The sequence below is a fragment of the Agarivorans sp. QJM3NY_30 genome (assembly GCF_050870855.2).
Taxonomy (GTDB): domain Bacteria; phylum Pseudomonadota; class Gammaproteobacteria; order Enterobacterales; family Celerinatantimonadaceae; genus Agarivorans.
Window position 1 is genome coordinate 3,498,326 of record NZ_CP194038.2, and the last position, 15,348, is coordinate 3,513,673.

The 15,348-nt window shown below is 44.6% G+C and carries 9 protein-coding genes and 1 pseudogene; 4 read left to right on the plus strand and 6 right to left on the minus strand.

Going from position 1 to position 15,348, the window contains the following annotated elements:
• Nucleotides 1–120 precede the first annotated feature (120 nt).
• From ACRRSX_RS15935 to smc, 5 genes and pseudogenes are all read right to left on the minus strand, one after another.
• Nucleotides 121–1,431 (minus strand): hypothetical protein, encoded by a 1,311-nt coding sequence (locus tag ACRRSX_RS15935; protein ID WP_432452228.1) that lies wholly within the window; start codon nt 1,429–1,431, stop codon nt 121–123.
• Nucleotides 1,432–1,692: 261 nt separating this feature from the next.
• Nucleotides 1,693–2,532, minus strand: a complete 840-nt coding sequence (gene focA / locus ACRRSX_RS15940) for a formate transporter FocA (RefSeq protein ID WP_432452227.1) — start codon at nt 2,530–2,532, stop codon at nt 1,693–1,695.
• A 124-nt stretch (nt 2,533–2,656) separates the two neighbouring features.
• Nucleotides 2,657–4,666: pseudogene (gene ligA, locus ACRRSX_RS15945) on the minus strand (NAD-dependent DNA ligase LigA).
• Between the two features lie 71 nt (nt 4,667–4,737).
• Nucleotides 4,738–5,703, minus strand: a complete 966-nt coding sequence (gene zipA, locus ACRRSX_RS15950; RefSeq protein WP_432452225.1) for a cell division protein ZipA — start codon at nt 5,701–5,703, stop codon at nt 4,738–4,740.
• A gap of 18 nt (nt 5,704–5,721) precedes the next feature.
• Entirely contained in the window at nt 5,722–9,147 is a 3,426-nt protein-coding gene (gene smc / locus ACRRSX_RS15955) for a chromosome segregation protein SMC (protein ID WP_432452224.1), read from the minus strand.
• Nucleotides 9,148–9,248: 101 nt separating this feature from the next.
• Here smc and cysZ point away from each other — a divergent pair, with 101 nt between their 5' ends.
• Nucleotides 9,249–10,016 carry a sulfate transporter CysZ gene (cysZ, locus tag ACRRSX_RS15960; RefSeq protein ID WP_432452223.1) on the plus strand — a complete coding sequence of 256 codons (768 nt, stop codon included), beginning with the start codon at nt 9,249–9,251 and terminating at the stop codon, nt 10,014–10,016.
• A gap of 15 nt (nt 10,017–10,031) precedes the next feature.
• Here cysZ and ACRRSX_RS15965 read toward each other — a convergent pair whose 3' ends face one another.
• Nucleotides 10,032–11,510, minus strand: a complete 1,479-nt coding sequence (locus ACRRSX_RS15965; protein ID WP_432452222.1) for an HD domain-containing phosphohydrolase — start codon at nt 11,508–11,510, stop codon at nt 10,032–10,034.
• 390 nt (nt 11,511–11,900) lie between these two features.
• Here ACRRSX_RS15965 and cysK point away from each other — a divergent pair, with 390 nt between their 5' ends.
• The 3 genes from cysK (at nt 11,901) to ptsI (ending at nt 15,332) form a co-directional block, all read left to right on the plus strand.
• On the plus strand, nt 11,901–12,869 hold the full coding sequence (gene cysK, locus ACRRSX_RS15970; protein WP_432452221.1) for a cysteine synthase A: 969 nt from the start codon (nt 11,901–11,903) through the stop codon (nt 12,867–12,869).
• 427 nt (nt 12,870–13,296) lie between these two features.
• Nucleotides 13,297–13,554, plus strand: a complete 258-nt coding sequence (locus tag ACRRSX_RS15975; RefSeq protein ID WP_432452220.1) for an HPr family phosphocarrier protein — start codon at nt 13,297–13,299, stop codon at nt 13,552–13,554.
• Nucleotides 13,555–13,604: 50 nt separating this feature from the next.
• Nucleotides 13,605–15,332 (plus strand): phosphoenolpyruvate-protein phosphotransferase PtsI, encoded by a 1,728-nt coding sequence (gene ptsI / locus ACRRSX_RS15980; protein ID WP_432452219.1) that lies wholly within the window; start codon nt 13,605–13,607, stop codon nt 15,330–15,332.
• Nucleotides 15,333–15,348: the final 16 nt, after the last annotated feature.

Below are 15,348 nucleotides of genomic sequence, written 5' to 3' on the forward strand. Positions count from 1 at the left end.
AAAAGATCTGAATGGTTCATTGATATTCGTGATAAAACTATCTTAATTGTGACTGCTTGCAATACAACAACAAAAGGCCTGCATTATGGCAGGCCTTATTTTTGTTACGCCCTAAAAGAGTTAAGACTCGATCTGCTTTCTAAAAAACTGGATCATCTCATCACGGGTTTTACGGTGATTCAGATGAAAAATATCCATCGGGAACAACAGTTCAATCACCCCTGTATCAAACATTCGTTTTACCTCATACTCATTATGTGCCACATCCTGCTGATAACGATAGTTCAGCCAAGTGCGGTTGGTATGAATGATAAACTCCACTCGCATCCCTCCTAAACGAGCAAAAAATTTCATCATCGGGGTTTTATCGCTAGAACCAACCGCACGACTTCGATACACCGACTTATCTGTGAGTGAATCAGAAATATCTTCTAATACCATCAAGGAATTGGCCCTCGAAGCACTGCGAGTGAGATGTTTTTGAAAGGCCTTGATATCACTGACTGAATCCAATACCGCCATGAGCCCAAGTTCGTCGTCCACCGCCACCGCCGGATTTTTTTGATTCTTACGCAATAGCTTAAGAACCTTGGCTTCAGGTGGCTTCTTACGGATAGACACATAGATGGGAACCCGCCGCTCACCAACCGTAAAACTGCGTCGCTTAAGTAAGGTTAACTTCTCTCGAGGCTGATCTTGGATAAGCTTTGCCTGCTGGGGGGTTAACACACTCACTTCGCTACAAGCATAGTCTTCCGCCTGATGTTTAGAGTGCAGGTACACTGGCTCTAACTCACCAATTTTCAGCTCCGAACTCCAAACATAGCCATTCAAAAAAGCTAAAAAAGTAGAAAATTTATCCTCTATTTCGGTCTCTCTTTCTCGCTGCTCAATGCTACCAGCGAGAGTCATTAAAATCAGTTTACGACGAGCCTCAAAGCGAGCTTTCTTGTGATATTGATTATTGAACATAATCAATAATAGTTCGACGGGGTTATTGGTAACTTCTATTTCATTGGTATTTTCAATGTGTGAGGCATAAGGGGCGAGAATTTTGCCTTTGATAGAATGAATCACCGCATCAGCGGTACGCGCATACTCATCAACCCGATTAGAAATTTCGTTAAGGTTACCATTTAAGCCAAACATATTACCGAGTAATTTGAGTGCGCGTTCGCTGCGCTCTTTACGTAGTTTAGAACTATCAATCAAACTTTGAATTTGAGAAAAGTCATCAATTTCAAGGAACTCGAATATTTGACTACGCAAGGCGCGATACTTAGAAACGTTATTGCCATCTTGTTGCAATCGTTTTACCCACTGCCGCACCGAAGGAGAAAAACGATGAGCGACCACCGCATCACGAGTCAGTGCAAATGGTCCCTCTTGTTGTAAAGACGTAAACACACTATTTGGAGATAAAACCGACATAAACCACCTAAAAATCCAACAACAGCAAATACTTGCTAGACTACTCGAAGCAAAATATACACCAAAGCAGACAATTCCTCGGTCCAGCCTACAAATAGTCCTCTCTTGGCTTGAGACTTCTTAAATAAGAGCACCAATAAACCGCTGCAGAAAGCGAATGAAGCAATAACGCACCAACTTAGCGCGCAAATAAACGTCCTTGCTTAAACAACGAGTGATATCCCTCAGGCTTATTCGAAGGTTTATACGCCCCTACGAATACTAAGGTTTACGCAAGTAAATCAGCCAATATCCTAGACCAACAAACACCCCACCACCAAGGATGTTGCCTAAGGTCACCGGGATCAAATTATGAAAAATAAAATTGGAGAAGGTCAAGTCAGCAAAATCAGCAGGGCTGAGTCCCGTCGCAGCCCAAAACTCCGGACTGGCTAAATATCTAATACCAATCGCCATCGGTACCTGAAACATATTCGCGATACAGTGCTCAAAACCTGCTGCCACAAACATCGCCACAGGGAGTATAGTAACCAGCACCTTATCGGTAAGACTGCGGGCACTGAAGGTCATCCACACGGCGACACACACTAATACATTACACATAATCCCGAGTGCAACAGCTTGACTAAAGTCATGGTGCAGCTTGTGTTGGGCGATCCGCATGGTATTAATTCCAACCTCACCAGCAGCAAAAGTGTATTGTTTGCTGACCAACATCAGGATCACCAATAGGCTAGCCCCAACCAAATTGCCTAAATAAACCAAGGACCAATTCATTGCCAACCGAGGCCATGAAATCTTACCACTGGCTTTGGCGACCAAAGTTAATACCGAACTGGTAAACAGTTCACCACCGGTAATAATCACTAAGATCAAACCGAGGCTAAACGCCAAACCACCAATCAGGTGAGTAAACCCCCAAGGCATATCACCCGCCCCGGTGGTAACCGTGGTGTAAAACACAAAGGCGATCCCAATATGCACGCCTGCGGTCAGCGCCAACATAAAGGCTTTAAAAGGATCTTTGGTGGCTTTGCTCTCACCCACTTCAGCGGCTTTCTCAGCCATTTGTGGGGGCAGTAAGGAATCAAACTGGCTCATATTATTCACTTTATTTAATTAAATTTAGTTAACATCCTTTAGCACATCAACTCACGGGAAGGTGTACTAAAGTAACTAGGTTTAAGGGCTAGCAGCCCTTAAGCAGGACAACCGTATGCAAGCTTCAACTTTGCAGTAAATCCACTAACTGCTGCTCATCCCAAATTTCGATGCCTAAGTCTTGAGCCTTAATCAGCTTAGACCCTGCGGCTTCCCCGGCAATCACGATATCGGTTTTCTTGGAAACACTCCCCGTAACCTTAGCTCCCAAACCTTGTAAGGCCTGTTTCGCTTCACTGCGCCCCAACTGACTGAGGGTACCAGTCAGTACCACCACCTTACCGCCTAAGACCAGATCTTCGACAACAACAGACTCAATTGCAGGCCAAGTCAATTCATTGGCTAAAGCTTCAACTAATAAAGCATTTTGCTGCTGGGTGAAAAAGAATCGAAGATGTTTTGCAACAATCTCACCGACATCTGGCACGTCTTGTAGCTGCTCTAGGCTGGCGGCAATAATCGCGTCCAGTTGCTTAAAATGTAAAGCTAGATTATTAGCGGTCGCTTCACCCACTTCGCGGATCCCCAAAGAATAGATAAAACGTGGCAAACTGGTATTTCTCGCAGCATCGATCCCCTCCAGCAGTTTATTCACCGACTTTTCACCCATTCGCTCCAATCCCATGAGCGCGTCTTGCTTATCCGCGAGATGGAACAAATCGAGTGGTGTTTCTAGCAATTGCGCATCGACCAGCTGTTCCACCAACTTATCGCCAATACCATCAATATCTAAGGCCTTACGTGAGACAAAGTGCTTTAAAGCTTCTTTACGTTGTGCGCCGCAACGTAAGCCTGCAACACAACGAGCCACTGCTTCCCCTTCGATACGTTCAATTTCGCTATCGCATACTGGACAAGTCATCGGGAAGACGATCTCTTTAGCATCTTCTGGACGGCGCTCTAACAATACCCCTGCAATTTGAGGGATCACATCACCAGCGCGGCGTACCACCACACTATCGCCAATTTTTACCGCCAATCGCTCGATTTCATCCGCATTGTGTAAGGTTGCATTACTTACCGTCACCCCCCCCACAAATACTGGCTCAAGCCGAGCTACGGGAGTAATCGCACCAGTACGCCCAACCTGAAACTCGACATCTCGCAGCACCGTGATCTCTTCTTGTGCAGGATATTTATGAGCCGTCGCCCAACGCGGTGCTCGCGCAACAAACCCCAGTTGTTGCTGTAAAGCGAGCGCGTCAACTTTATACACCACACCGTCGATTTCATAAGCTAAAGCATTACGACGTTCGCCGATTTCCTGATAATAATCAAAGCAAGCTTGATGGCCACTCACCGTTCGAACCTCAGGACAAACTGGCAGCCCAAAATCTTTTAATTTCTGCAAATTCTGGTAATGACTCTGACTCAAAGGCTCACTCACCACACCAAGCGAATAAGCATAAAAGGCTAATGGACGGGTGGCGGTAATTTTCGAATCGAGCTGGCGTAAACTTCCAGCGGCAGCATTACGTGGGTTAGCGAAACCTTTTTCACCCTTTTCTTTAGCGAGTAAATTGAGCCGCTCAAAACCTTGTTTCAGCATGAACACTTCACCCCGAACCTCTAAACGAGCCGGCCATTGCTCTCCACGCAACCGCAAAGGGATCGAACGAATGGTTTTGACGTTCTCGGTCACATTTTCGCCAGTACTCCCATCACCACGCGTTGCCGCTTGCACCAACATACCATCCACATACAATAAACTTATCGCTAAGCCATCGAGCTTGGGTTCTACACAATATTCAATGGCTTCAGTGCGCTGTAAACGCTCTGAGATTCGCTTGTTAAATGCGCTTAATTCAGCTTCGCTAAACACATTATCGAGAGACAACATCGGCATTTCATGCTAAACCTGCTCAAATACCGACAAAGGCACTCCGCTGACTCGTTGAGTCGGAGAATCCTTGCTTAGCAGCTCAGGATGGTTTTTTTCTAAACCCTGTAGCTGACGAAATATTCGGTCATACTCGGCATCGGGAACCAAAGGCTGGTCAAGCACGTAGTAATGGTAATTATATTGCTCAAGCAGGGAGATCAGTTGCTTAATTTGTTGTTCTGGCTTGTCCATCGTCGACCTTAAAAAAATAAAAAGCCTTTCCAAAATAACCGATTGGAAAGGCTTCTAAAAACATAATAACTTTAGTTTACGAGAAGTTGCTTACGCTCATATTCACGTACTCGCTGCTCGTAATGGTTCACCGTTTGCCGAGTCAAAGGGTTGCGTTGATCATCCAAAATAATCGCATCCAAATCTTTGGCTAAGCTTGTCGCCGCATTATGCATCAATGCAAAATTTTTAGTGGGTTCACCTTTACACGGCACCGTCATAAACAAAGTGACGCCACGAGTTTCCAACTGCTCAATTTTATCTAAATCGAAGGTGCCAGGATTGAGCATATTCGCCAGACTAAAAATAATCGGGCCACTGCCACGATTATCTAAATGGCGATGAAAAATATCCATATCCCCATAGCGCAACCCAATTTTATCAAGACTGGCGAGTAACGCAGGGCCCTTAAGATAACGGCCAGATTGAGCCATTATATTCAGAATGAATACATCATCAGGTGCATTTGGATCTTGAGTCGGCTCAGTTTTAGGCTGCGGCTCAGGCTCATTATCTTCATCCATATCATAAACAAACGTGGGCTCAACTTCCGGAGCTGACTCTACATCCACAGTCGATAAGCTTGCCTCGGCCTCTGTTTTAACGGTTTCGACTAAGCCATCTAAACCCTGAACATCACTTACCTCTGGCGCACTATCAACGGCAGAAAAATGAAATGCAGGCTCTTTGCGTTGCTCTCGCTCTGCCTCTGGCTCTAGTTCTGGCTCAACACTTGAAGGATTGAGCACCGGTTTCTCTGCCGCATCAAGGTTAGAAATAGCGTCGTCAATCGGATCACCAATCACCCGAGCTTGGCCCACACCCAAATCGTCGAAACCCGAATCATCTCTGGTCGATATAGGTGCCTTACTCGCTGACACTTTAGGACTAAGCAATTTTTCTGGTCGTTGTTTGCGGCTGCTCCAAAAACCGTGCGCTAATAACGCGACAATCAAAATAACACCAACAACGATAAGTACGATGCGTAATTCCTGCATTTAACTATTCTCTACCTATTATTCCACCATGGCTATCGCTTCTGCGATGTCCACCGCCACCAGACGCGATACGCCTGGCTCCTGCATTGTAACCCCAGCAAGTTGCGAGGCCTTCTCCATGGTCACTTTATTGTGACTTATAAATATAAACTGAACCGAATCGGACATACTATGCACTAAATCAGCAAAACGTCCCACATTTACTTCATCTAAGGGTGCATCCACTTCATCAAGCATACAAAACGGTGCCGGATTTAAGCGAAATATCGCAAATACTAAGGCTAATGCGGTAAGGGCCTTTTCCCCTCCCGATAATAAGCTAATGCTAGCATTTTTTTTCCCCGGAGGACGAGCCATAATCGTCACGCCAGTCTCCAGTAAATCGTCAGACGAAAGTTCTAACCAGGCTTTACCGCCACCAAACACTTTCGGGAACAATAGCTGTAAGTCCGCATCTACTTTAGCAAATGTTTCACTAAATTTAGAACGGGTTTGTCGATCAATTTTCATAATCGCAGCTCTCAAGACCTCAATCGCAGATTCTAAATCTAATAATTGGGCCGACAACTCTTGATAACGGCTATTCTGTTGATCATATTCTTCTTCGGCAGCTAAGTTTACCGCACCCAAACGTTTCAAACGTTGATCAAGCTGTGCTAATTCAGTGGCGTAGTCGTCTTCCAGACTCGCCTCGGGTAAAGACAACTCTAGGTGCTTAAGGTTCTCACCCTGTTCCGCTAACTGCTCCAATAGTAAGCTTCGCCTTGCCAATAAATTCTGCTGCTGAATACGTCGCTCGGTGCCGGCTTCGACGAGCTGTTTCAAGTTAAGCTGAGCCTGCTTGATACTTTGTTGTAACTGTTGTTGCTCTGCAATACTTTGTTGATACGCGCTGGCGGCAACGCTCTGCTGGTCTTCGATAACTAAGCTTTGCTCTAGCAATTGTTCGATTTGCTCCGCCAAAATTTCGAGTTGCTCACTAGATACTTCCGGTTGCGTCAACAGTTGCTCAGCCAACTCCTGCAACCGTTGCTGCTGATAGTGCTGCTGCTGTTGCTGATTCGCATATTGCGCCTGCTGCTTCTGGATAGCCAGTTGCAACTCATGCAGCCGAGTTTGTTGCTGCTGAGCATGATGACCAAGCTGCTTGACCGAGTCTGCGGCAGTATCATTTTGCTGTTGCAGTTGTGTCAGCTTAAACTGCGCTTCATCTAGCTCAGCTTGCTGCAACTCTAATTGCTCTTCTAACAGCAGTTGGCTTTCTTGATCTTGTTCTAATTGAACATTTAATTCATCAACTTGTTGGCTCAACTGTTGCTGTTGTTGCTGCGAAAACAACTGTTGCTGCTCTAATAAAGCAAAACGACTGCGACAATCGGCTTGCTCGGTGATTAAAGTATCTAAGGCGAACTGCTCATGTTGTTGCTGCTGTTGTAAGCGCTCAATATTTTGGCTTTGTTGCTTAAGTTGTTGTTCTAAGCGCTCATCTTGTTGTTTAATTTCCGCTAAACGCTGTTGCAGATGCTGCCGTTCCTGCTGCCAGCTAAGCACCGAAAGCTGCTGATGAGAAACCTTAAGGCGCTGCCAATATTTACCTAACCACTCTCCTTGTGGCGTAATCAAAGACTGATGAGGGCTTAAATACTCTCGAAGCTCAAACGCCTGGGTCAACGACTCCACCAGCAACACCGGTTCACACAGATAACTCAGCTCGACATTTTCTAAATGTTCGGCCAAGCTCGCTAAACCTTGTAATTGAGGCGCCCGAGGCAATTTTAAAGGCGCAGCAACCGCGCTTAAGGCCAAAGGATAATCTGAGTCAAGCTGTTCACACCATTCAGCTTGCAACCATCCAGCTAAAACCACATCCGCTGCCCGCTGCCAACCTTCACTCACCCCAAGAACATCCATTAGCGGACGCTTGGCCTTGCTATCAACCTGCGCCAACAATTTGTTAACCCCCTGCAAACGGGTCTGCTCCGCAGTATAAGTTAATTGAAGTTGTTGCTGTTGCAACTTGAGTTGCTCAAGTTCAGCTCGCTGCTGTTGTAAATCGTTGCTCACTTGAGTGAACTGCTGCTGCAATTGCTCCTGCTGGGCTTCCCCCTGTTGTAATTGTTGTTGCAGTAAAGCGATTTGCTCAACATCAACAGCAACTAAAGTTGATAATTGATGTTGTAGTTGCGAAATTTGCTGCTGATGACGTTGCTGCATCTGCTGGCAATGCCCCAACTGAGACTCGGTTTGCCGAAGCTGCTGTTGAACTTGCTGCTGCTGAGCGCTCGCTGAGCCTTGTTCAGCCTTTAGCTGACGATGCCGCTGCTCAGCGGCTTCCAGTTGCGGCATCATTTCCAGCATCAGCTGCTGTTGTAAGTCCATTTCAGCTTCAAGCTGTTGCAGGTTCAGCTGCTCCTGTACCCGCTGAGTTTCAAGTAAAGCTAAGTTTTGTTCGAGCGCTTGCTGCTGTTCAATATTCTGCTGCTGAGCTTGCTGACTCAGACTTTGCTGTTGCTTGGTATGCAGTTGCTGCTGCTCCAACTTCGCCAACTGTGTTCTCAGTTCGAAATGCTGCTGTTGCAAATTTTGTTGTAATTGTTGTTGTTCAGCGATTTGATTCGCTAGCAAGATTGATTGGTTTTCACATTGGCTAAGCAGATGCTCTTCGGCACGCTGTTTTTGCTCGGCATCAGCATGGTATTGCTCGCCACCATCAATACTATTGTCTAACTTCCGTAACTCCTGTAAGCATAACAAGGCCTTAAGCTCTCGATGACGAGCCCGGTATTGGCGATAACGTTTTGCTGCCTGTGCTTGCGTTTTAAGCTTATTCACCTGCTGGGCCAATTCCGACTCAATATCGCGTAAACGCAAAATATTTTCGTCAGTATGTTTAATCCGCAGCTCGGTTTCACGACGACGTTCTTTATATTTAGAGACACCCGCCGCTTCTTCGATAAATACCCGTAATTCCTGCGGTTTGGATTCAATGAGCCGACTAATCATGCCTTGTTCGATAATCGCATAACTACGCGGCCCTAAGCCCGTCCCCAAAAACAAATCGGTAATATCGCGCTTACGGCACTTGCTACCATTTAACTGGTAGTGATTCTGCCCATCTCGACTCACCTCCCGGCGAACCGCAATTTCAGCATAACTAGCAAACTCTCCACCGATCCGCCCTTGGCTATTATCAAAGATCAACTCTACCATCGCCTTCGACACCGCCGCCCGTTTGGTAGAACCATTAAAGATCACATCGGTCATCGCGCCACCACGCAGGTGGCGAGCGTTACTTTCACCCAGTACCCAACGCACCGCATCGATCACGTTAGATTTACCACAACCATTCGGCCCGACAATCGCGGTCATGTCGGTCGGGAAGGGAATTGTTGTTCGGTCAACAAAAGATTTAAATCCGGCTAGGCGAATTTGTTTCAAACGCATACACTAGTTTGCTTATCGATTTATATTATTAGCCGAGACTTTACCAGAGCGGCCAACGCTTTGTAATATGACGGCCTATAAACTATTCAAGGATCACAATAATGGCGCACACCTCGCTAGCTTCTCGTAGCGGTATTTCTTATATTGCCCAGGGTTTTCAGCTTATCAGTCAACCTGGACTAAGACTGTTTGTGATGATCCCACTACTCGCTAATATCATTTTATTTAGCGCGGCCTTTATTGTTTTATACCAACAACTCGGGGGCTGGGTTCAGCAAATCCTCGACTACCTCCCCAGCTGGCTGGATTGGCTAAGCTGGTTCATTTGGCCCAGTGCCATCGTTGCAATTATGCTGGTCTTTGGCTTTACCTTTAGCATCATCGGCAATTGGATAGCGGCACCATTTAACGGCTTACTGGCAGAGAAAGTTGAGCAACACCTCTGTGGTGAAAAAATTGCCGACACTTCACTGCTCGAATTAGTAAAAGACTTACCGCGAATTTTTTCGCGAGAATGGCAAAAATTATGGTATTGGTTACCTAAAGCGCTGGGCCTGCTACTATTGTTTTTAATTCCGGCAATCGGCCAAACCATCGCCCCCGTACTGTGGTTTCTATTTACCGCTTGGATGATGAGCATTCAATATATCGATTACCCCTTTGATAATCATCGAATTCCCTTCTCCACGATGCGCGACCAATTAAAACAACATCGCTTAAGAAACAGTGGCTTTGGTGCAATCGTGTTATTTTGTAGCACGCTACCGCTATTAAATCTTATTATTATGCCAGTCGCCGTGTGCGGTGCGACCGCAATTTGGGTCGACATCTACCGCAAACCATTGCTTAAACAAAAACAGCAACAATAATCAGCCGCGACTGAACTAAGCAACAGCTTGTGGTTCTTTATCTTGATAGCGAGCAGCAATATTTAAAAATTGCGACTCGCTTTGACAAAACGCTTCAACCACCGCTGGATCAAAATGTTTTCCCTTCCCCTCAAGAATGATTTGCTTAGCTTTTTCGTGAGTGAACGCAGGCTTATAGACTCGTTTACTAATCAAGGCATCATAAACATCAGCCAGGGCCATTAAGCGCGCACTCAAGGGGATCGCCGCCCCAGATAAACCTTGCGGGTAACCCGAGCCATCCCATTTTTCATGGTGAGATAAAGCGATTTGTTTTGCATATTGTAAAAATGCGGTGTCTTCACTAGGGAATTGCAGCTCAGCCGCAGCTAAAGCATTTGCTCCAATTTGTGGGTGCTGACGCATCGTATCCCACTGTTCTGTATCCAACTGACCTGGTTTCAATAAAATAGCATCCGGGATCCCAACCTTACCGATATCGTGCAGTGGCGCGGATTTATACATCAAATCGATGGTTTGATCGCTGAGTTGCTCGGCAAAATCAGGCTGTTCACGTAAAGCCTCAGCCAAGGCTTTCACATAATATTTTGTCCGTAGGATGTGTGCTCCGGTCTCGTTATCCCGAGTCTCAGCAAGGCTCGCGAGACTATGGATGGTGATATCTCGGGTTTGTTGCAAGGCCCGGGTGCTGTGTTGCAAACTACTAATCATGGCATTGGTTCGCTGGGCCATCAGTCCAAACTCATCATTACTACTAATCGTAACTTGGGTATCGAATTGTCCCAGCTGTACCTTCGCTAAGGTTTGATTCTCATTTTCCAATAACAGTTGTAAATTTTTCGAATAACTCATGATCACCCGCAACACATAGGACATCACCACCAACAACACAAAGGAGACCTCAATAACAATGTATCTTTGGGCCGTAGCCAATGGGTAACGTTCACTTCCTACATTCACTAACCAATCAAGATCCTTGTTAATCACTAAAAAAATCACCCCCGCCAATATAAGGGTGCTAATCGCCGCAAATGCAGAAAACTTCTGACTCACCGATAACGCTTTTTTATTTAAAGGTAGATGTAGCTGATGACGACTTAATTGCTTCGCAATATCCCATTCTTTCGCCAGCGCTAAATCACTAGCGACATAAAAACCAAGCGCCGTCAGGCCAAGTATAACTTTTAGGTGAGACTCCCAGGGCGGATCAAAAAAATAACTGTTATAGCCAACAATCATCAACGCAGCCAAAATAAAGAGTATAAAGTCCAACTTAAATTGAAGCCGCACTTGCCGCGCCAACTCTGAGTTTTCGATAAATTGCATCGCAATAATTCGAACGCTAGAGGTAACAATAAAACTAATGACAATCGGAAGTAACAACTGAAATACCGTTTGAGCTTCTAAAAAAGGGCATACTTGAATCCCATAAACAGCAAATAACAGCATCGCCAACAGCCAATGTTTAATCGCTAAGCCACTCACTCTATTCATACCAATTGTTCCTTAACTTAGCGCAATTAACGCTTTAGTCCCGCCTCCACTATAGCCTGCTTCAGTATGACTAGCTAAAAAAGCTAAACTCAAAATAGGCACTTTAATATCTTCAGTAAATGGATGCATCACGTCCCGCCAGTTAAACCTCGCACTTACAATATTGATAGGCTGCTGTTGGGGTTAAATCTATAGACCGACTATCGTAGAGAAAACTTTGCCCTTCAGACACTAAAACTCATATCAATTTATCTCTTAATTACATAACGTTATAAATAAACGTTACTTCACCTTACAAATAAGCACGCTATGCTAGTACTACGATTTATGTTGCTGAGTGCCATTGACCACTGATTGTAGCAACCGTCATTAGTCCATAAGGAAGTTTCAATGAGTAAAATTTATGAAGATAACTCGCTAACCATTGGCCGTACGCCATTAGTTCGTCTTAATCGAGTCAACAAAGGCAACATTCTTGCGAAGGTGGAAAGCCGCAACCCAAGCTTCAGTGTGAAGTGTCGTATTGGTGCCAACTTAGTTTGGGATGCAGAGAAAAAAGGTTTGCTTGGTCCTGGAAAAGAAATCATTGAACCCACCAGTGGTAATACCGGCATTGCTTTAGCCTTTGTGGCAGCCTCTCGTGGCTATCCAATTACACTAACGATGCCTAATACCATGAGCCTAGAACGTCGTAAATTGCTCAAAGCTTTAGGAGCAAATCTAGTCTTAACCGAAGGTGCTAAAGGCATGAAAGGGGCAATTACCAAGGCGGAAGAAATCCGCGATAGTAGCCCAGAAAAATACATTTTACTTGGCCAGTTTGACAATCCTGCCAACCCAGAAATTCATGAAAAAACCACGGGGCCTGAGATTTGGGAAGATACCGACGGCGAAGTTGATGTCATTGTCGCAGGCGTTGGTACTGGCGGAACCATCACCGGTGTGAGCCGCTACATCAAGCAACAACAAGGAAAAAGTATTACTTCCGTTGCGGTTGAACCCGTAGATTCTCCAGTGATCACTCAAGCCAAAGCGGGTGAAGAACTTACCCCTGGACCACACAAGATCCAAGGGATTGGCGCAGGCTTTATCCCTGGTAACCTTGACTTAGATTTAGTCGATCTGGTCGAACAAGTGAGCAATGAAGATGCGATTGCGATGGCTCAGCGCTTAATGGAGGAAGAAGGTATTCTTGCAGGGATCTCTTCTGGTGCAGCAGTGGTCGCAGCGAACCGGATTGCTGAAAAAGCAGAGTACGCGGATAAAACCATCGTCGTGATATTACCTAGCTCTGGCGAACGCTACTTATCAAGTGCATTATTTGCAGATACATTTACTGAACAAGAAAACGTTCAATAAATAAATCAATAGCTCTATAGCTCTATAGCTCTATATTAAGACGACGAATTTTCAGTCGTCTTTTTTTTGGTCAAACAGCTTTATTCTCAAAGAAAATTAACTCTCTGGTCTTGTGCTATAATTTTGCAAAAACTATACTCCCCCGCGCCAAATGTTAGCGTTTTCAATGTATCGTTTTGTAACAGAGGTATCAAAACGGATACATTGTTTACGTCGATAAATTAATATAAGTAATTAAAAATCAATAACTTAAATTGAATTTAACGATGTAATATTAAGTAACAGTGTACAACTAAGCCTAAAAACTTGACATAGATTAAACTTCGACGTCATTTTTTACGTTATTTTTTGGCGGAAATATTTTACTTATAAACGTCTAAGCTTAACTGAATATTTAGACAACAAAACAAAATTAAGGAATGTATGTATGTTTGAGAAAAGTGTTGTAATTACCGCAGAGAATGGCCTTCATACTCGTCCCGCCGCTCAATTTGTTAAAGAAGCCAAAGCATTCGCAAGTGATATCACTGTTGAAAGTAACGGCAAATCGGCCAGTGCCAAAAGCCTATTTAAGTTACAAACCTTAGGCTTAACCAAAGGCACTAGTGTCGTTATCCGCGCTGAAGGCGCAGATGAAACCGCAGCAGTTACAAAATTAGTCGCGCTAATGGATGAACTAGAATAATACGGTCGCTTTTTATCCATTAACGAGTTTCAACTAAATAGGTGTAGGTTATGATTTCAGGTATTCTGGCGTCTCCAGGAATTTCATTTGGTAAAGTACTGCTACTTGCAGAGCAAGAAGTAGTGATTAACCAAGCTCATATCGAAGCAGCGCAAGTAGAAAACGAAATTCAACGTTTTTTCGATGCACGTAATGCAACGTCTGCTCAACTCGAAGAAATTAAAATAATGGCAGGCAAGACTTTCGGCGAAGAAAAAGAAGCCATCTTCGAAGGTCACATCATGCTATTAGAAGATGAAGAGCTTGAAGAAGAAATTCTAGCCTGCATCAAAGACAACTTAGTGACTGCAGACAAAGCGGCTCATACTATTATTGAGCAAAATGCCCAAATGCTAGCTGAGTTAGATGACCCCTATTTAAAAGAGCGAGCCACCGATTTTCGCGATATCGGCTCGCGCTTAGTTAAAAATATTCTAGGCATTGAGATCATTTCACTTAGCACTATTACTGAAGAAGTCGTGTTAGTTGCGAATGATCTTACCCCCTCAGAAACTGCACAAATCAACTTAGATAAAGTGCTCGGTTTTGTAACCGATATCGGCGGTAGAACTTCACATACTTCAATTATGGCGCGTTCTTTAGAGCTCCCGGCGATCGTTGGCACCAATGACATCACTCAACGCGTAAGCAATGGCGATATCATCGCTCTAGACGCAATTAACAATGAAGTGATAATCAACCCAAGTGCAGAACAGTTAGCCGTTTATCGCCAACGTCAACAAACTTACTTAGACGAAAAACTAGAACTAGCCAAACTGAAAGACTTACCTGCTGTGTCTCTAGATGGTCATCAAGTCGAAGTCTGCGCCAACATTGGTACGATTAAAGATGTTGATGGCGCTCACCGCAATGGTGCAGAGGGTGTGGGTCTTTACCGTACTGAATTCCTATTTATGGACCGCGATCAACTGCCAACAGAAGATGAGCAGTTTGAAGCGTATAAAGCAGTCGTTGAATCGATGCAAGGTCACCCAGTGATTATCCGTACCATGGATATCGGCGGTGATAAAGATTTGCCTTATTTAGACCTTCCTAAAGAAATGAATCCTTTCTTGGGTTGGCGTGCAATCCGTATTTTCTTTGATCGTGAAGAAATCATGCATGCTCAGCTGCGCGCTTTGCTCCGAGCGTCAGCCTTCGGTAAAGTTCGCATCATGTTCCCGATGATTATTGCGGTCGAAGAAATCCGCAAGTTAAAATCAGTATTAGAGAGCCTAAAAGCGGATCTACGAGCGAACGATATCGCCTTTGATGAAGACGTTGAAATTGGCGTAATGGTGGAAACACCTGCCGCCGCTGCAATTGCACATCATTTAATTAAAGAAGTTGACTTCTTTAGTATTGGAACTAATGATTTAACCCAGTACACTTTAGCAGTTGATCGTGGTAACGAATTGATTTCAGCATTATATAACCCAATGTCACCTGCGGTATTAACCCTCATTAAGCAAGTGATAGATGCCTCACATGCGGAAGGTAAGTGGACGGGTATGTGTGGTGAATTAGCCGGTGATGAGTCAGCAACCTTATTACTAATGGGTATGGGCCTTGATGAATTCTCAATGAGTTCCATTTCTATACCTCGGATCAAAAAACTAATCCGTAATTCGAATTATGCTGAAGTGAAGAAATTAGCCGATCAAGCTCTTTCGTTACCAACAGCGGCAGAAATTGAAACGTTAGTTGATACTTTTGTTAAACAAAATACCATCTGTTAAGATAGCAGTAATAAAC

Bases quoted from the DNA above. Each gene is read 5' to 3' on its own strand.
- ACRRSX_RS15935 (WP_432452228.1), bottom strand. From the start codon at position 1,431: ATGTCGGTTTTATCTCCAAATAGTGTGTTTACGTCTTTACAACAAGAG.
- focA (WP_432452227.1), bottom strand. From the start codon at position 2,532: ATGAGCCAGTTTGATTCCTTACTGCCCCCACAAATGGCTGAGAAAGCC.
- zipA (WP_432452225.1), bottom strand. From the start codon at position 5,703: ATGCAGGAATTACGCATCGTACTTATCGTTGTTGGTGTTATTTTGATT.
- smc (WP_432452224.1), bottom strand. From the start codon at position 9,147: ATGCGTTTGAAACAAATTCGCCTAGCCGGATTTAAATCTTTTGTTGAC.
- cysZ (WP_432452223.1), top strand. From the start codon at position 9,249: ATGGCGCACACCTCGCTAGCTTCTCGTAGCGGTATTTCTTATATTGCC.
- ACRRSX_RS15965 (WP_432452222.1), bottom strand. From the start codon at position 11,510: ATGAATAGAGTGAGTGGCTTAGCGATTAAACATTGGCTGTTGGCGATG.
- cysK (WP_432452221.1), top strand. From the start codon at position 11,901: ATGAGTAAAATTTATGAAGATAACTCGCTAACCATTGGCCGTACGCCA.
- ACRRSX_RS15975 (WP_432452220.1), top strand. From the start codon at position 13,297: ATGTTTGAGAAAAGTGTTGTAATTACCGCAGAGAATGGCCTTCATACT.
- ptsI (WP_432452219.1), top strand. From the start codon at position 13,605: ATGATTTCAGGTATTCTGGCGTCTCCAGGAATTTCATTTGGTAAAGTA.